The sequence below is a fragment of the Arthrobacter sp. 05T442 genome (genome assembly GCF_056395945.1).
The window spans coordinates 1-16,714 of the sequence record NZ_JBFTKM010000001.1; the positions used below are offsets into that span (position 1 = coordinate 1).

Below are 16,714 nucleotides of genomic sequence, written 5' to 3' on the forward strand. Positions count from 1 at the left end.
TGTCGCGCCGGACGGTCATGAGGGACACTCCGAGCATCCGGGCGAGGTCCGCGACCCGGACGATGCGTTCGCGCTGGACCTCCGCGAGGATGGCGGAGTGGCGGGCTGCGGCTAACATCTTTTCATCCTTCGTGGCCGGACTGGCGTGACAGGCGTGCAGGGGTGCGGGGGGGACCGGACGACGGCGACCGTCGAACTTTCCCTTTGAAGAGCCTAATCTTCCGCACGACTGTTCAAAACCACCGGATGATTGAATATGTGCTCTATTGTTTGAAAATGTTTTTTAGTGTAAAAATGAAGGCATGACACAAACCACGGCAACCCGGCTGGCCGACGGCCGGGAAATCCTCTACTTTGACGACGCCGGGTCGTCCCGGCGGCCGCCCGCGTCCCTGGTCGATCACCGCGTGCTCCCGGCCCGTGCCGGGTCCGGCCAGCTGCGCTTCGATGCGCTCAGCCGGGAATGGGTCGCCGTGGCCGCGCACCGGCAGCAACGCACCCACCTGCCGCCGGCCGACCAGTGCCCCATCTGCCCGACGACGCCGGCCAACCTCACGGAAATTCCGGCGTCGAACTACGACGTGGCCGTCTTCGAGAACCGCTTCCCCTCGCTCGGTCCGGACACGAACCCGATCCCCGACTCGCCAGCCTGGGGGACCACAGCCGCCGCGGCCGGCCGGTGCGAAGTGGTCGCGTTCACCACGGAGCACACCGGGTCCTTCGCCGACCTCGGCTGGCGCCGCACCCGGACAGTGATCGATGCCTGGGCCCACCGGACCGCGGCCCTCAGTTCCTTGCCCGGCATCCAACAGGTCTTCCCGTTCGAAAACCGCGGCGCTGAAATCGGCGTCACCCTGCACCACCCGCACGGGCAGATCTACGCCTACCCCTACGTGACACCCCGTGCCGCTGTCCTGGCTGCGGCGGCCGGCGAATTCTTCGACAACTCCGGCGGCACCGCGACGCTCGCCTCCTCCTTGCTGCGGGCAGAGCGCAGCGACGGCAGCCGCATGGTCATCGAAGGCGAGCACTTCAGCGCCTACGTCCCGTTTGCCTCGCGCTGGCCGCTGGAAGTCCACCTCGTCCCGCACCGCCAGGTCCCGGATCTTGCCGCCCTCGACGGGGCCGAGCGCGACGAGCTGGCGGAGCTCTACCCCGAACTCCTGAAGCGCTTCGACGCGCTGTACCCGACGCCGACCCCCTACATCGCGGCCTGGCACCAGGCTCCGGTGGAGCCGGGCATGCGGCAGGCCGGTCAGTTGCACCTGCAGCTGACCTCGCCCCGCCGCGCCGCCGACAAGCTCAAGTACCTGGCCGGCTCCGAAGCCGCCATGGGCGCCTTCATCAATGACACCACCCCCGAATCCGTCGCGGTCCGGCTGCGCGAAGCCGCCGGCGTCGGGACCCCCACCACCCTGACCCCTGCCACCCTGACCCCGGAAGGCGCCCGCGCATGAACACGACATCCCGCACCGACGCGGCCGCCGGCACCGATGCGGCGGCCCGCAGCCTGTCGGACCGCTTCCAGGCCACGTTCGGCGCGGCGCCGCACGGCGTCTGGGCCGCCCCCGGGCGGGTGAACCTGATCGGCGAGCATACCGACTACAACGAGGGCTTCGTCCTGCCCTTCGCCATCGACAAGCGGGCCCGGACCGCCGTCCGGCTCCGCACTGACAACACTGTGCGGCTGTTGTCGACCGTGGGCGACCAGGAACTCGTCGAAGCCGACGCCGCCGCCCTGGCACCGGGCACCGTCACCGGCTGGGCCAAGTACCCGCTGGGCGTGGTCTGGGCTTTGCGGCAGCACGGCATTGAGGTCCCCGGCTTCGACCTCCTCCTTGACTCCGACGTCCCGCCCGGCGCGGGGCTGTCCTCCTCGCACGCGATTGAATGCGCCGTCATCACGGCCCTGAACGATCTCACCGGGGCCGGTCTGGCCGCCGAGGAGATGGTCCGGCTGACCCAGCACGCGGAAAACGCCTTTGTCGGCGCCCCGACCGGCATCATGGACCAGTCGGCCTCGCTCCGCGGCGCCACCGGACATGCCGTCTTCCTCGATTGCAGGGACCAGGCCGTGCAACTCGTGCCGTTCGAGGCGCAGAAGGCAGGACTCGTGCTCCTGGTCATCGACACGAAGGTCTCGCACTCGCACGCCGACGGCGGCTACGCATCCCGCCGTGCCTCGTGCGAGCTCGGCGCCGGGGTCCTCAGCGTGAGCGCCCTGCGGGACGTCGCCGTCGCCGACCTTGAGAAAGCTCGCGGGCTGCTCGATCCGGTGACGTTCCGGCGCGTCCGCCACATCGTCACCGAAAACGACCGCGTGCTGCAGACGGTGGACACCCTCCGCAGCAAGGGCCCCGCCCACATCGGCAATTTCCTCGACGCCAGCCACGCCTCCATGCGGGACGACTTCGAGATCTCCTGCCCTGAGCTCGACCTCGCTGTGGACACGGCCCGAAGCCACGGCGCCATCGGCGCGCGCATGACCGGCGGCGGCTTCGGCGGCTCGGCCATCGCCCTGACGCCGGTACAGGACGAACGGCAGGTCCGCGACGCCGTCGTCCGTGCCTTCGAGGAAGCCGGCTTCACACGGCCGGACATTTTCACCGTCACGCCGGCGGCAGGAGCCGGACGCATCCGATGAGGACGTCCCGCATGAGTCCGGCGAGCGCCATCGCCGGGCAAGCGGTGCCGTGGTCAGGCTGCGGGGCGGCCGCATCCGCAGGACTGCCTGATCCGCAGCTGCGTCGGGAAGATCCGCTGCTCCGGCGCCTGGCCGCGGGACGAGCCCACCAGGGCACTGACCGCCGCCTCCGCCATGACCCGGACCGGCTGTTCCACCGTGGTCAGCGCCGGCCAGCAGTATTCGGCCTCGGCCGAGCCGTCGAAGGACGTCATGGCGATGTCACCAGGGACGTTGAGCCCGGCCTCGTGCAGGGCCCGCAAAATACCGATGCCCTGCATGTCCGAGCTGGAAAAGATCGCCGTCGGCCGGTTCGGTGAGGCGAGCAGCCGTTGCCCCGCCGCGTACCCGCCGGCGCGGGTGAAGTCCCCGCGCACAATGGGGCCCTCTGGCAGTCCGGCCTCGGTGAGCGCCTGGAGCCAGCCTTTTTCTCGGAGGTCGAAGTCGTTGGCTACGTTGGTGCCCATGGCCAGTGCGATATTCGTGTGTCCGTGCCCGATCAGATGCTCCACCGCGATTTTGGCCCCGGCGGCCAGGTCAACGCCCACGCTGTTGAAGCCGGGGGCGCTGCCGCTGTGGTTCAGGAGCACCGCGGGGATCTCGGCTGATTCGAGGGCCGCCAGATCCGGTTCGAAGAGAACGCTGGCGAGGACAACCCCGTCCACCTGGCGCGAGGCGAGGTTGCGGATGTTGCGGCGCTCCTTGGCCAGGTTGCCGTCCGAGTTGGTCAGCAGCAGGGCGTAGCCGAGTTCGGCGGCGGCGTCCTCCACGGCGTGGGCCAGCAGGGAGAAGAACGGGTTCGAGTTGTCCGGGATGACCAGGCCTATGGTCTCGCTGGAACCCAGCTTCAGCGCGCGGGCGGCCGCGTTCGGGCGGTACCCCAGCACGCGGATGGCATCCTGGACCTTGGCCTCGGTAGCCGGGGCCACCTTCTTCGGGCCGCCGTTGACGACATAACTGACGACGGCGGTGCTCACCCCGGCGTAGCGGGCAACGTCCTTGCGGGTCACCGGGCCGCGGGGGGTGTGCACTGCCGAAGTCGTCATGGAGTACATGCTAGCTAGCTGCCGGACGGTGCATCGCCAAAATCGTGGATCGGCAGGCGTTCCCCGTTGCGCTGGGCCGAGGCGTGCGCCACGATGCCGGGCAGGGTGAAGCGCGCGGCCACCCAGGCATTGACCGGCGGCAGTGCCCCGCTGTTGACCGCCGTCACGAAATCGTCCACCAGGAACTGGTGGCTTCCTTCGTGTCCGTTCGGTGCGCCGCGGAACTCATCGGGGAGACGGCCGGCGTCGTGCACTGGCGCCAGCCCGGAAATGAAGGCGTCCCGCAACTCGGGGGCGATACCGGCCAGGGACGGGTCGTCGAGGGGAATGCTGGGCCGGGTTTCCAGCTGCCCGGAGACATCCTGGACGTCCTTCTTGTCCTGCCAGACGCTCACGGTGGCGAGCTGTTCAAAACTGGCCTCGGTGCCGAAGAAGCGGAAGCGCGATTCGCGGATGTGCGAGGGGTAGCCCACCCGGCGCATCTCGTTGGTGCGCATCACTCCGCCGTCGTTCAGTTCAAAGAGCGCGCTGGCGTTGGAGAAATCGTTGCCGAAGAGACTGACGTCCTTGTCGAAGATGCCGTCCGGGCGGTCGTCCTTGACGCCGACGCAGCTGACGCTCACGGCGTGCGCGGGCACGGCGCCTAGCACGCCGCCGATCGCGTGGGTGGGGTAGAGCATGGGCGGGTAGCTGGCCGTTTCCTTCCAGCGCTCGCCCCCGCTGTACTGGTAGGCCTCGTAGAAGCCGAGATCCATGTCGTGGACGTAATCACCCTCGGTGTAGAAAATCCGCCCGAAGTTGCCGGCGGCGTGCCGGTCCCGCACGTACACCGTGGCCGGGTTGTAGTAGCTGGTCTCGCCCATGGCGTACACCAGTCCGGTCTCGCGGACTGCGTCAATGATCCGCCCGATCTCCTCCTCGGAAACGGCCATGGGGACCGCCGAATAGACGTGCTTTCCGGCCCGCAGTGCCCGGACAACGAGCGGGCCGTGGGTCCAGCGCTGGGTGAAAATGGCGACGGCGTCGACGTCGGAAGCCAGGAGTTCCTCGAAGCTGTCCATGGTGCCGTCCAGTGCCCACTGCTCCCGCGCGGCGGCCGCCCGTTCGGGACGCTCGTCGACGGCGTAGACCGCGCTGACGCCGGGATGGAGGTTGAAGAGATGGGCGAAATGGCCACCGAACTGGCCGACACCGACAACTCCGATTGAAAACGTCATTCTTGCCTCTTCCGATCTGCCCGGACAGCCGGACTCCGCGCCCGTGCGGGCTTCCGCAACAGCGTCCCACGGGAATCTACTCGAGTCAATAGTTACTGGTGAGTACCAGAAAAATACCGAAGACAAAGGAAATTAGGCTTGCACGCCAATATCTACTCGTGTAGATTCATGCCCAGCTGTTACCCACATCACATCATCAGGAAGGGTCAACGATGACCACCATCACCAAGCTCCCGGACCCCGTGGCCGGCGGAATAAAACCCGGACGCCGCGGAAGGTCCGAGAAGGCGGGCCGGGGCCGCCGCCTCGGCGACCTCCGGATCGCGCTGCTGTTCATCCTGCCGGCCCTGGTCGGCTTCGTCGCGTTCTTTCTGGTCCCTACGATCCGCGGCATCTACCTCAGCTTCACCGAGTACAGCATCCTGGGGGATCCCACCTGGATTGGTGCCAAGAACTACACGGCAATCTTCGGCGATGAGCTGTTCTGGAATGCCATGGGTGTCACCCTTCAGTACGTCGCCCTGAACATCGGCTTCCAGACCGTCATCGCCCTCGGGCTGGCGCTCCTGATGTACCGGGTGGCCAAGTCCACCTTCATCCGCGGCGCCCTGCTGCTGCCGTTCCTGGTGGCCAACGTGGTCGTGGCCCTGCTGTGGTTCTGGATGCTCGACTACCAGATCGGAATCGTCAACGAAATCATCAGCTGGCTGGGCCTGCCCCGCGTAGCCTTCTTCGGCAGCGAGCAGTGGGCGATTCCCACCATCGCCTTCGTCAACGTCTGGCGCCACATGGGCTACACGGCCCTGCTGATCTTCGCCGGACTGCAGTCCATCCCCAACCACGTCTACGAGGTCGCGTCCCTCGACGGCGCGTCTCCCACCCGGACCTTCTGGAGCATCACCATGCCGCTCCTGCGGCCCGTGCTGGTGCTGGTCCTGGTGGTCACCGTGATCGGGTCCTTCCAGGTCTTCGACACCGTCGCAGTGACCACCGGCGGCGGCCCCGTCAACGCCTCCCGTGTCATCCAGATGTACATCTACCAGAAGGCCTTCGGCGAATCCGATTTCGGCTACGCCTCCGCGCTGTCCGTCATTCTCTTCGTCATTCTCGCTCTTGTGGCCTTCATCCAGATGAAGTTCCTCAAGGGCAACGAGTCGGATCTGGACTAAGGAACCCACCGCCATGAGCACCTCCACCGTTTCCCGCAAAAAGCCCGTCAACTGGCGCCGCGTCGGCGCCTGGACCCTCGTCGCCGTCGCCGTCGCCGTAACAGTGGCGCCCTTCCTCTGGATGCTCCGCACTGCACTCTCCAGCAACCATTCCCTCGCCGCCAACGCCGGCAGCCTGCTGCCCGCAGACTTCAGCTGGGGCGCCTTCAAACGGGTGCTGGGGATGCAGAGCCCCGAAGAGGCAATCGCCGAGGGCGGCTCCGGTGCCGCCATCAACTTCTGGCTCTACCTGCGCAACTCGGTGGTCTTCGCAACCCTCACCACCGCCGGTCAGGTTTTCTTCAGCGCGATGGCCGCTTACGCCTTCGCCCGGCTCCGCTGGCCGGGCCGGAACCAGGTGTTCGGCCTGTTCCTGGCCACGATGATGGTTCCGCCGATCTTCACCGCGCTTCCGAACTTCCTCATGATCAAGAACCTGGGCCTGCTCAACACTTTCGCCGGCATGGCCCTTCCTTTCCTGTTCATGACGCCGTTCGCCATCTTCTTCCTCCGCCAGTTCTTCCTGAGCATGTCCCGGGAAGTGGAGGAGGCGGCCATGCTCGACGGCGCCAAGCACCTTCGGATCTTCTTCCAGATCGTGCTGCCCAATGCCGCCGCGCCGCTGGCCACCCTGGCCCTGCTGACGTTCATTGGCCAGTGGAACGAGTATTTCTGGCCGCTGCTCGTGGGGCAGGACGAGAACGTCCGCGTGCTCACCGTCGGCCTGGGCGTCTTCAAGTCCCAGTCCCCGCAGGGTGCCCCAGACTGGGCCGGCCTGATGGCCGCGACGCTCGTCGCCGCCCTGCCCGTACTCCTGCTCTTCATCGCCTTCGGCAAGCGGGTGGTCAATTCCATCGGCTTCTCCGGCATCAAATAGCTCCCCATCAACACGCACTTCGCCCCTGTCAAGCACGTCCACGAAAGGTCCACCATGAAGAAGCCCCTCGGCATCGCCGCTGCCGCCGCAGCCATCGCCCTCTCCCTCTCCGCCTGCGGCGGTTCCGCCCCGGTATCCTCGGAAGCCAAGGGCGAGATCAACTACTGGCTCTGGGACGCCAACCAGCTCCCGGCCTACCAGCAGTGCGCTGACGACTTCACCAAGGCAAACCCGGACATCAAGGTCAAGATCACCCAGCGCGGCTGGGACGACTACTGGACCACCCTGACCAACGGCTTCGTCGCCGGAACGGCGCCGGACGTCTTCACCGACCACCTGTCCAAGTTCCCCGAGTACGCCGCGAAAAAGCAGCTGCTGTCCCTGGACGACGCCGTGGCCAAAGACGGTATCAAGCTCGACAGCTACTCCAAGGGCCTCCCCGAGCTCTGGGTCGGCCAGGACGGGAAACGCTACGGCCTGCCCAAGGACTGGGACACCGTAGGCCTGTTCTACAACAAGGCGATGACGGACTCGGCCGGCCTCACGGCCGAGCAGATGGCCAACCTGGACTGGAACCCCAAGGACGGCGGAAGCTACGAGAAGGCCATCGCCCACCTGACCGTGGACAAGAGCGGCAAGCGCGGGGATGAAGCCGGGTTCGACAAGAACAACGTTGCCGTCTACGGACTCGGCCTGGCGGGCAGCGGCTCCGGCCAGGGCCAGACTGAGTGGAGCTTCCTGAGCGCCACCACCGGCTGGACCCACACCGACAAGAACCCGTGGGGGACCAAGTTCAACTACGACGATCCCAAATTCCAGGAGACGATTTCCTGGTGGGCCGGCCTGATCGACAAGGGCTACATGCCCAAGCTTGAGACCACCGTGGGCGCCAGCCTGGCGGACAACTTCGGTGCCGGCAAGGCCGCCATCAACACCACCGGAGACTGGCTGATCGGCCAGTACCAGAGCTACAAGGGCGTGCAGACGGGCATCGCCCCCACCCCGAAGGGCACGGACGGCAAGCGCGCCAGCATGTTCAACGGCCTGGCCGACTCCATCTGGGCGGGCACGAAGAACCCGGCCGCCTCGGTCAAGTGGGTCGAATACCTCGCATCCACCGCATGCCAGGACTCCGTGGCCAAGAAGGCAGTCGTCTTCCCGGCCATCACCAGCTCCGCCGACATTGCCGCCAAGGCCTTCACCGACAAGGGCACTGACGTCTCGGCCTTCACCACGCAGGTCAAGGACGGCACCACGTTCCTGTTCCCGATCGCGGACAAGGCGGCCAAGGTTGACGGCATCATGAAGCCGGCCATGGACGCCGTCCTCTCCGGCAGCAAGCCTGCCAGCTCACTGACCGAGGCTAACGACAAGGTCAACGCCCTCTTCAAGTAGGCACACACCGTGGCTGCAGGCGCCCCCGGCCGCCACACGCTCCGGATGCCGCCGCTGCCCCCGGCCGCGGCGGCATCCGGAGCCCTCCCTCCCCGTCCCAAGGAATCCCGCGTTCCTGAACACGCGCCGAACCACCGAAAGAGACCTGCCATGGATCCCCTTTACCTCCGCTCCGCCAACACCAGCCTGGTGATCAGCTTCGACAGGGGGGAGGCCGAGGTCATCCACTGGGGCGCCGACCTGGGCGAATCCCTTCCCGACCTCGCCATCCTCGGCGGGCCCGTCCCGCACTCGGCGGTCGACGTCGCCGTCCCCGCCGGGCTGCTGCCCCAGACCTCCTCGAGCTGGCAGGGCCGTCCTGCCCTGCGCGGACACAGGATCGCCGACGGCGTTCCCGGCCATGACTTCTCCGTCCGCCTTCGCGTGGCGGATGTGACGCGGGACGGTGACGGCGCCGTCGTGATCATCCAGGAAGATGCCGACGCGGGCATCAGTGTGGCATCCACCCTCAGGCTGCATGGCGGGGGCCTGCTGGAATTGCGGCACACCGTCACGAACACCGGCACCTCGCCGTACCAGCTCGATGAGCTGGCCACGGTGCTGCCGGTGGCGCCGGACGCCGTCGAACTCCTGGACCTCACCGGCCGGTGGTGCCGGGAACGCCACCCGCAGCGCCGGACGATCCAGCAGGGGACCTGGGTGCGGACGGGCCGACACGGCCGCACCGGACATGACTCCTCACTGCTTTTCGCGGCAGGCACCGCCGGCTTCGGCAACCGGCACGGCAAGGTCTGGGCCACCCATCTGGCCTGGAGCGGCAACCACGAACAGTTCGCGGACAGCCTGGCGGACGGGCGGACCATGATCGGGGGATCCGAGCTGCTTGGCCCGGCGGAGGTTCTCCTCCCGGCCGGCGGCAGCTACACCACGCCTGCGCTCTTCGCCGCGTACTCGGGCCGCGGACTCGATGGCGTCAGCGAAGCGTTCTACGCCTGGTTCCGGGACCGGCCGCACCACGTGCTGCCCGCGCCGGCAGCAAATGCCGGCCCCGGCAAATCCCGTCCGGTAGTGCTCAACACCTGGGAAGCCGTGTACTTCGACCACAACCTCACCACCCTGATCGAGCTCGCCGACTCCGCGGCCGAGCTCGGCGTCGAACGCTTCGTGCTCGACGACGGCTGGTTCCGCGGGCGCCGCGACGATCACGCAGGCCTGGGCGACTGGTACGTGGACGAGGCGCTCTGGCCGTCCGGGCTCACGCCGCTGATCGACGCCGTGACGTCCCGCGGGATGGAATTCGGGCTGTGGGTGGAGCCGGAAATGGTCAACCTGGACTCCGATGTTGTCCGCGCCCACCCGGACTGGATCGTCGGACCTTCCGTTGAGAGCTTCAAGGATGGCGGCCGCCTTCCGCTGGAATGGCGCCACCAGCACGTGATCGACCTCGTCAATCCGGACGCGTGGCGGTACATCTACGACCGGATCGACGCGCTGCTGCGTGCCAACGACATCAGCTACCTCAAGTGGGACCAGAACCGGGACCTGACGGAACACGGCCACGCCGGGCGCGCCTCCGTCCACGAACAGACCCTCGCCGCCTACCGGCTCTTCGATGAACTCCGTGCGGCCCATCCGGGCGTCGAGATTGAAAGCTGCTCTTCAGGCGGTGCACGGGTGGACCTCGGGATCCTGGAGCGCACCGACCGGATCTGGGCTTCGGACTGCAACGATGCCCTGGAGCGCCAGAGCATCCAGCGCTGGACAGGCCTGGTGGTTCCGCCGGAGCTTGTGGGCGGCCACATCGGCCCCACGACATCGCATACGACCGCCCGCACCCACGACCTCTCCTTCCGCGCCATCACAGCACTCTTCGGCCACTTCGGCATGGAATGGGACGTCCGGCAGGTGCAGGGCGCGGAACGTGAGGAGCTCAAGCGCTTCATCGGGCTGTACAAGGAGCACCGCGGGCTGATCCACAGCGGCCGGATGGTCCGCGCGGACGTGCCCGACGATTCCCTGATGCTGCACGGTGTGGTCGCCGCTGAAGGGCTTGGCGACGGTGCCGTGCCGGGCCCGGCGGCGGCGCTCTACGCCCTGGTGAGCACCAGGACCTCGTTCTCGGAGCAGCCTGGACGGATCACCCTTCCGGGCCTGGGCGCCGGCACGAGCTATCTGGTGGAGCCCATCTTCCCCGCGCCGGGCGATGCCGACTACGCCCGGACCTTTACGCAGGTCCAGCCTCCGGCCTGGCTGGAATCCGGGGCCAGGGCGAGCGGGCGCTTCCTGGCGGAGGTGGGGCTGCCCATGCCCGTACTCAACCCCGAGCACGCGCTGCTGCTCAAAGTGACAACCACCGGCGCCTAGCGGCTTCAGCCCGGAGCCGTGTTCCACGGGTCACGCGAGAAAGGTCATGCACATGCCACATCAGCCCACCAACCGTGCAGTCGCTGCTGCCGCCCGCGTCTCCACGGGAACCGTTTCCAACGTCCTTCACCGGCCGCACGCCGTCGCCGGTGAAACCCGGGAACGGGTGGAACGGGCCATGCTGGAGCTGGGCTTCCAGCAAGACGAGCGGCCTGCGCGAAGGCGCCGCTGGCACCCGGTGTCGGGCCAAGGCCGGACGGCACCGGAACATCCGGAAGCGTCGGACTCGGCGTCGGACAACCGCTCCCTGCATGACTTTCCGCTCCACGGGAAAGTCACAGTGCTCCGGCATGGGGCCGTCATGGCCTCGGGCCTGTTTGAGTGTTCGATGCAGGACGGTTCCGGGGCTTGGGTCCGGTTTGACGACGGACGGGGCCGGATTCTGCTGACCCGGGACGAAGGCTACGAGCTCCGGCCGGCAGCTGTGGCCCGCTAGCGGCCTTGGTGCGGAAGCGGTGTCGGCGGCGCTGGCACCGGCGCTACGCAAAATACCCTGCGCTACGCAAAGAATCCTGTGCTACGCAAAATACCCTGCGCAACAGGAATACCCCTAGCGCAGGGTATTTTGCGCCGCGAGGGCGCAGTTGCGCAGCGAAAACCACGCCGGTCAACCCCGGGGCAGCTGCAGCACAGCCGTGGCCGCCAGCAGATGCGGCACGGGGTCCGGCTCCGTCCCGGCCGCCCACTGCATCCAAGCCTCAAACGTCGCGCCCAGATAGGCCGCGCACAAGTACCGCGCGGAGTCTTTGCTGACCCCTTGCGCCAGGAGGTATCGCAGGGCCCGTTCGCGCTGGGGCGCCAGGGAGGCGTAACTCCGGCCTGCCAGTTCGGGGTGTTCGGCGATCAGGCGCAGGCGTCCGCGCGTCACGGCGAGATCCGGGATGGCCGCCACCCCGGCGATCGCGGCCGCGCGCAGGCCGGCCAGGATGCCGTCGTCGGGCGCGTCTTCCCGGCGGGTCTCCTCCAACACGCGTCCGGAGGCTTCCACCACGGCCTCCATGCCGCCCCAGACGAGGTCGGCCTTGCTGGCGAAGTAGCGGTACAGGCTCTTGCGCCCGATCCCTGCCGCACGCGCGATGTCCTCCATAGAGGTCTGTTCGTAGCCGTTCTCGGCAAACAGGCGCAGTGCGATGCCGGGGACAGCGTCCGGATCGATCGACGCCGGACGCCCGGCGGCACGGGCTGCGGGGGTGCCCTGGTCGTTCGCAGGCAGTCCACCAGTATTCACCCTTACATAATGACACAGGGTGTCATAAGGTGGGCCCTGTCACCGTTTTTCACCGTCTGGAAGGACATCATGGGCAACGACGCTTCATGGCAGGAAATCACCACCGCGGGCCGTTTCGCCGGCAAGACCGTCGTTGTCACCGGCGCGGGCTCGGGCGTCGGACTGGCCACGGCCCTCCGGGTCGCCCATGAGGGCGGCCGGGTCATCGCCGCCGACATGAGCAAGGAACGCCTCGATGCCCTTGTGGCGGAAAACGGCGGCCTGGACCTGGTCCCGGTAGCCGGTGACATCTCGGCCGAGGAAACAGTTGCCGCCGTCGTCGCTGCCGCGGGCGGCCGGGTGGATGCCCTCGCCAACGTCGCAGGCATCATGGACCACTTCGCCCCGGTCCATGAGGTGGACGACGCCACGTGGGAGCGGGTCTTCCGTACTAACGTCACCGCCCTCATGCGCCTGACCCGTGCCGTCGTGCCCCTCATGCTCGAGGCCGGCGCCGGATCCGTGGTCAACGTCTCCTCCGAGGCCGGGCTGCGCGGTTCCGCTGCCGGCGCAGCCTACACGGCGTCCAAGCACGCCGTCGTCGGTCTGACCAAGAACTCCGCCGTCATGTACGGGCCGAAGGGCCTGCGCTTCAATGCCGTCGCCCCCGGCGCCACCATCACCAACATCGTGGCGACGTGGGGGTCCGAGCTGGCCGCCGAGCGGCTCGGCCCGCTGATGGGAGCGAACATTCCGACCCCCGCCACAGCCGCGCAGTTGGCCGCTTCCATCACGTTCCTGCTCAGCGACGACGGCACCAACATCAACGGCGCCGTCCTCGCCTCCGACGGCGGCTGGTCCGCCCTCTAAGCACCCGTCTAACCACCCGTTGCGCTATCAGACCTAACGGCTGTCGTCGCCGACTGACGACTAGGACCGACAGCGCATCCAGGCAGGGCTGGTTTCCGGTGCTGCCGCCCGACAACCGCAGGACGACGACGGCGGGAGGCTCCCGCCGTCGTCGTCCGTGTGCGATCTAGTCAGGGCGTAATCTAGTAGGCTTTCACCCGCTGTTCGACGATGAGGTGGATTAGGGCGAACACGCCGTCCTTGTCGATGGCGGCCAGCGCGGCCTCGAGGGCGGCGGCCACGTCATTGTCCTCAGTGACAGTGATGCCGAAACCGCCGAAGGCCCGGGCCATCATGCCGAAATCGGGGTTCTTCAGCTGCGTCCCCGACACCCGGGACGGGTAGTGGCGTTCCTGATGGGTGCGGATGGTGCCGTATTCCTGGTTGTCCATCACGATGATGAGCGGCGTGGCCCCGTACTGGGCGGCCGTGGCCAGCTCCTGGCCGTTCATCAGGAATTCCCCGTCGCCGGCGATGGTGACCACCCTGCGCTTCGGGCTGGCCAGCGAGGCGGCGATGGCCGAGGGCACCGAGTACCCCATGGAGCCGTTCCGGGCGCTGATCATCGAGGCGTAGCGCCGAGTGGGGAAGTACCGGTGGGCCCAGTTGGTGTGCTCGCCCGCCCCGAACGTCACCATGGCGTCCTCCGGCAGCAGCGGGACGAGGTTCGCCATGAGGGTGTCCATCTTCGCGGGCCCCTCGTCCGGGGTCGACGGCGGAAGGCTGGCGAAGGACTGCTGCTCGGCACGCATCCGGGCCGTCCACGCCTTCCACTCCTCCTTGACCGGGAGGTCGATGTTCACCAGATCCCGGACGAACGCCTCCGGCTTGGCCAGGATCTGGCGGGAGACGGGGCCGGAGCGGCCGCGCAGCGAGGGATCGATGGTGACCAGGAAGTTCTTCTTGTTCCAGTCCTGCCTGCAGACAAAGCCGTCCGTGATCACGTCTCCCGGGACCGTCCCGACGAACACGAGCAAGTCGGTTTCCTCAAGCAGATCGTAGGTGGGGCGGGGCCGGCCGTAGCCGATCGGTCCCACATAGCTGGGGGAGTCGAAGGAGACGGTTCCCTGCGTGCGCCATTCCGCCGCGGCCGGGATGTGGTGCTCTTCCAGCCATTCCGTGAGTACCCGGGCCGCGTCTTGGGTCCAGTCGTTCCCGCCGGTGACAAAGAGCGGCTTATTGGATTGTGCGAGGGCTTCGGCGAGGGCGCCGGCATCCGTGCTGCTCATGCCGCCCGCGGCCACCGGAATGGCCGGATGCAGGGCCGGATCAATCCGGGCGCGGATGATGTCCTCCGGAAGGCCCACCACCACGGGGCCAGGGCGGCCGCTCATGGCGGCGAACATTGCCTCGGCGACGATCTCGGAGGCCCGCTCGGGGTGGTCCAGGACCATCACGCGCTTGGCTCCCGTGTCGAACCACGCCTTGATATCGAATTCCTGGAACGCCTCGCGGTCCCGGTGCGCGAATGGAATCAGCCCGACAAAGAGCAGCATCGGGGTGGAGTCCTGCCAGGCGGTGTGCAGGCCAACGTGGGCGTTGGCTGCCCCGGGCCCGCGGGTGACCATGGCGACGCCGGGACGCTGGTTCATTTTGCCGTCGGCCTCGGCCATATACGCGGCGCCGCCCTCGTGCCGGCAGACCACGGTCTCGATTTCAGAGCTGTGCAGCCCGTCGAGGACGTCCAGGAAGCTTTCCCCCGGGACGACGAAGGTGCGTTCAACCCCGTGCGCCACGAGCGAATCAACAATCACGTGGCCGGCGGACTTGAGCGTCCCGCTGCCGTTGATGCTATCCAAAATAGCCGCTGGGACCGTCTGTAGGGTGTCGCCTTCGACTGGGTGCGTATCGGTTTCGGTCATGGTGGATGCAGACTCCGTATTCATCACTACTTGTCTTCTTGGGTATGGTGGGCGGGCATGGCATGTCCTCTGAATCCAGCGGAGCGGTCGTGGGTGCCTAGTCTGTTTCCGGTCCGGTGCAGAAGAAGCAGCTGTCCTCGCAACTGTCGTTCGACGCCGGCGGGTTGCCTCTGTGTGCGGCCGACGGGCGGAGATCCTGCAGAGCAATGGGGTGGCTGGGACTCAGCCGGGTTCGTGGTTTCATGGGCGCCTTCAGGTTGTATGTCGGGTTGGAGGACGGGCCTGCATCAGGATGTTCCATTAGCGGATTGGGGTCCGGTTGGCCAGCACGGGCGCGGCGCCCGTGAAGCCGTCGCGGGTTTCGGCGATGTCGTGGATCTGTTTCCGGCAGGCGTACCAGCCGCCTACCATCAGCGCGCAGGCCACCAGGGTCACCAGCAGCGTGAGCGGGGAGTCGATGAAGACCATGACAAGCACGCCGAGCAGGAACACAAGGGAGAGATATCCGGTGTAGGGGGCGCCGAACATCCGGAAAGAGGGGCGTTCGAGCCAGCCTTTGTCTGCCCACCGTTTGAGCTGCATCTGGCAGAGCACGATGGTGGCCCAGGTGACAACGATGCCTACGGAGGCGACGTTCAGGACGATCTCGAACGCCTGGCCCGGTACAAGGTAGTTCAGCGGGACCCCGAGGAGGGAGACGCCGGCGGTGATGGCGATGCCCCCGTAAGGGACGCCGGCCTTGTTCATCCGCCGAGCAAACTTCGGGGCCGATCCGGCCACTGACATGGAGCGCAGGATGCGGCCGGTGGAGTACAGACCAGCGTTCAGCGAGGACAGGGCGGCCGTGAGGACGACGAGGTTCATGATGACGTCCACACCCTGGATGCCGATGGATCCGAAGAACGTCACAAAGGGGCTGACACCTTTTTGGTACGAGGTGTACGGCAGCAGCAGCGCGAGCAGGATGACGGAGCCGACGTAGAAGACGGCGATACGGAAGACCACGGAGTTGATGGCCTTGGGCATGATCCGCTCGGGGTTTTCGGTTTCGCCGGCGGCCGTACCGATCAGTTCGATCGAGGCGTAGGCGAACAGGACGCCCTGCATGAGGATGATCATGGGCAGCAGGCCGTTGGGAAAGATGCCGCCGTTGTCGGAGATAAGGCTGAAGCCGACTTCCTGGCCTTCCACGGGGGTGCCGAACATGACGAAGTAGGTGCCGACCAGCAGGAACGCGACGAGGGCTGCGACTTTGATCAAGGCGAACCAGAACTCGAGTTCGCCGAACACCTTGACGGAGACGAGGTTCAGGCAAAGGACCACGATGAGGGCGATCAGCGCCCACGCCCACTGCGGTACGGCCCCCATCCAGGGGACGTACTTGCCGAAGAAGTTCATGTAAAGGGCCGCAGCGGTGATGTCCACGATGGTGGTGGTGGCCCAGTTGATCCAGTAGAACCACCCGGAGATGAACGCTGCTTTCTCTCCGTAGAATTCGCGGGCGTAGGACACAAACGATCCTGACGAGGGCCGGTGCAGGACCAGTTCCCCCAGGGCGCGCAGGATCAGGAACGCGAAGAAGCCGCAGACGGCGTAGGCGATGACCAGTGACGGGCCGGCAGCGTTGAGCCGGCCGCCGGCGCCCAGGAACAGGCCGGTTCCGATGGCGCCGCCGATCGCGATCATCTGGATCTGCCGGGGTTTAAGGCTCTTGTGGTAGCCCGAGTCCTCAGCGTGGATTAGGACATCCGAAGCGTGGGCGTGGCCACCATCGGCCTGGTACAAGCCAACCTCGTCATTGGGGTTGTTAGACATGGGGAATCCTTTCGACCTGTCAGAGATCTAAATGGGTTATGGGAAAGATGTGGGGGACAGCCAGGCGTCAG

The 16,714-nt window shown here is 66.9% G+C and carries 14 protein-coding genes; 8 read left to right on the plus strand and 6 right to left on the minus strand.

Annotated elements, in window-relative coordinates; genetic code table 11:
• The coding region (locus AC1DES_RS00005) for a DeoR family transcriptional regulator (RefSeq protein WP_476894196.1) at window positions 1–118 on the minus strand (118 nt) is incomplete at its 3' end.
• 184 nt (window positions 119–302) lie between these two features.
• On the opposite strand from AC1DES_RS00005, the gene galT reads away from it, so the two are divergent.
• The gene (gene galT, locus AC1DES_RS00010) at window positions 303–1,457 is read left to right on the plus strand and encodes a galactose-1-phosphate uridylyltransferase (RefSeq protein ID WP_476893652.1); all 1,155 of its coding nucleotides are present in this window, start codon (window positions 303–305) and stop codon (window positions 1,455–1,457) included.
• A complete protein-coding gene (gene galK, locus AC1DES_RS00015) occupies window positions 1,454–2,644 on the plus strand; it encodes a galactokinase (RefSeq protein WP_476893653.1) in 1,191 nt (396 codons plus the stop codon). Before galT ends, galK begins: the two co-directional genes overlap by 4 nt.
• Window positions 2,645–2,697: 53 nt before the next feature.
• On the opposite strand, the gene AC1DES_RS00020 is transcribed toward galK, so the two are convergent.
• Window positions 2,698–3,738, minus strand: coding sequence for a LacI family DNA-binding transcriptional regulator (locus AC1DES_RS00020; RefSeq protein WP_476893654.1), 1,041 nt, complete (start codon window positions 3,736–3,738; stop codon window positions 2,698–2,700).
• A 5-nt stretch (window positions 3,739–3,743) separates the two neighbouring features.
• Entirely contained in the window at window positions 3,744–4,946 is a 1,203-nt protein-coding gene (locus tag AC1DES_RS00025; RefSeq protein WP_476893655.1) for a Gfo/Idh/MocA family protein, read from the minus strand.
• A gap of 212 nt (window positions 4,947–5,158) precedes the next feature.
• Between AC1DES_RS00025 and AC1DES_RS00030 the strand changes: the two genes are divergently transcribed.
• The 5 genes from AC1DES_RS00030 (at window position 5,159) to AC1DES_RS00050 (ending at window position 11,286) form a co-directional block, all read left to right on the plus strand.
• Window positions 5,159–6,115 carry a carbohydrate ABC transporter permease gene (locus AC1DES_RS00030; RefSeq protein WP_476893656.1) on the plus strand — a complete coding sequence of 319 codons (957 nt, stop codon included), beginning with the start codon at window positions 5,159–5,161 and terminating at the stop codon, window positions 6,113–6,115.
• 13 nt (window positions 6,116–6,128) lie between these two features.
• On the plus strand, window positions 6,129–7,031 hold the full coding sequence (locus AC1DES_RS00035) for a carbohydrate ABC transporter permease (RefSeq protein ID WP_476893657.1): 903 nt from the start codon (window positions 6,129–6,131) through the stop codon (window positions 7,029–7,031).
• A 54-nt stretch (window positions 7,032–7,085) separates the two neighbouring features.
• Window positions 7,086–8,426 (plus strand): ABC transporter substrate-binding protein, encoded by a 1,341-nt coding sequence (locus tag AC1DES_RS00040; protein ID WP_476893658.1) that lies wholly within the window; start codon window positions 7,086–7,088, stop codon window positions 8,424–8,426.
• 150 nt (window positions 8,427–8,576) lie between these two features.
• Window positions 8,577–10,790 (plus strand): alpha-galactosidase, encoded by a 2,214-nt coding sequence (locus AC1DES_RS00045; RefSeq protein WP_476893659.1) that lies wholly within the window; start codon window positions 8,577–8,579, stop codon window positions 10,788–10,790.
• Between the two features lie 52 nt (window positions 10,791–10,842).
• A complete protein-coding gene (locus tag AC1DES_RS00050) occupies window positions 10,843–11,286 on the plus strand; it encodes a LacI family DNA-binding transcriptional regulator (RefSeq protein ID WP_476893660.1) in 444 nt (147 codons plus the stop codon).
• Between the two features lie 171 nt (window positions 11,287–11,457).
• Here AC1DES_RS00050 and AC1DES_RS00055 read toward each other — a convergent pair whose 3' ends face one another.
• Window positions 11,458–12,078 carry a TetR family transcriptional regulator gene (locus tag AC1DES_RS00055; protein WP_476893661.1) on the minus strand — a complete coding sequence of 207 codons (621 nt, stop codon included), beginning with the start codon at window positions 12,076–12,078 and terminating at the stop codon, window positions 11,458–11,460.
• 69 nt (window positions 12,079–12,147) lie between these two features.
• Here AC1DES_RS00055 and AC1DES_RS00060 point away from each other — a divergent pair, with 69 nt between their 5' ends.
• The gene (locus tag AC1DES_RS00060; protein WP_476894197.1) at window positions 12,148–12,927 is read left to right on the plus strand and encodes an SDR family NAD(P)-dependent oxidoreductase; all 780 of its coding nucleotides are present in this window, start codon (window positions 12,148–12,150) and stop codon (window positions 12,925–12,927) included.
• 182 nt (window positions 12,928–13,109) lie between these two features.
• Here AC1DES_RS00060 and AC1DES_RS00065 read toward each other — a convergent pair whose 3' ends face one another.
• Window positions 13,110–14,828: a thiamine pyrophosphate-dependent enzyme gene (locus tag AC1DES_RS00065; RefSeq protein WP_476893662.1), complete on the minus strand. Its 1,719-nt coding sequence runs from the start codon at window positions 14,826–14,828 to the stop codon at window positions 13,110–13,112.
• 300 nt (window positions 14,829–15,128) lie between these two features.
• Window positions 15,129–16,643 (minus strand): amino acid permease, encoded by a 1,515-nt coding sequence (locus AC1DES_RS00070; protein WP_476893663.1) that lies wholly within the window; start codon window positions 16,641–16,643, stop codon window positions 15,129–15,131.
• Window positions 16,644–16,714 lie beyond the last annotated feature (71 nt).

What these genes read in the sequence shown, in the direction of transcription:
- galT (WP_476893652.1), top strand. Translation starts at nt 303, where the DNA reads ATGACACAAACCACGGCAACCCGGCTGGCCGACGGCCGGGAAATCCTC.
- galK (WP_476893653.1), top strand. Translation starts at nt 1,454, where the DNA reads ATGAACACGACATCCCGCACCGACGCGGCCGCCGGCACCGATGCGGCG.
- AC1DES_RS00020 (WP_476893654.1), bottom strand. Translation starts at nt 3,738, where the DNA reads ATGTACTCCATGACGACTTCGGCAGTGCACACCCCCCGCGGCCCGGTG.
- AC1DES_RS00025 (WP_476893655.1), bottom strand. Translation starts at nt 4,946, where the DNA reads ATGACGTTTTCAATCGGAGTTGTCGGTGTCGGCCAGTTCGGTGGCCAT.
- AC1DES_RS00030 (WP_476893656.1), top strand. Translation starts at nt 5,159, where the DNA reads ATGACCACCATCACCAAGCTCCCGGACCCCGTGGCCGGCGGAATAAAA.
- AC1DES_RS00035 (WP_476893657.1), top strand. Translation starts at nt 6,129, where the DNA reads ATGAGCACCTCCACCGTTTCCCGCAAAAAGCCCGTCAACTGGCGCCGC.
- AC1DES_RS00040 (WP_476893658.1), top strand. Translation starts at nt 7,086, where the DNA reads ATGAAGAAGCCCCTCGGCATCGCCGCTGCCGCCGCAGCCATCGCCCTC.
- AC1DES_RS00045 (WP_476893659.1), top strand. Translation starts at nt 8,577, where the DNA reads ATGGATCCCCTTTACCTCCGCTCCGCCAACACCAGCCTGGTGATCAGC.
- AC1DES_RS00050 (WP_476893660.1), top strand. Translation starts at nt 10,843, where the DNA reads ATGCCACATCAGCCCACCAACCGTGCAGTCGCTGCTGCCGCCCGCGTC.
- AC1DES_RS00060 (WP_476894197.1), top strand. Translation starts at nt 12,148, where the DNA reads ATGGGCAACGACGCTTCATGGCAGGAAATCACCACCGCGGGCCGTTTC.
- AC1DES_RS00065 (WP_476893662.1), bottom strand. Translation starts at nt 14,828, where the DNA reads ATGACCGAAACCGATACGCACCCAGTCGAAGGCGACACCCTACAGACG.
- AC1DES_RS00070 (WP_476893663.1), bottom strand. Translation starts at nt 16,643, where the DNA reads ATGTCTAACAACCCCAATGACGAGGTTGGCTTGTACCAGGCCGATGGT.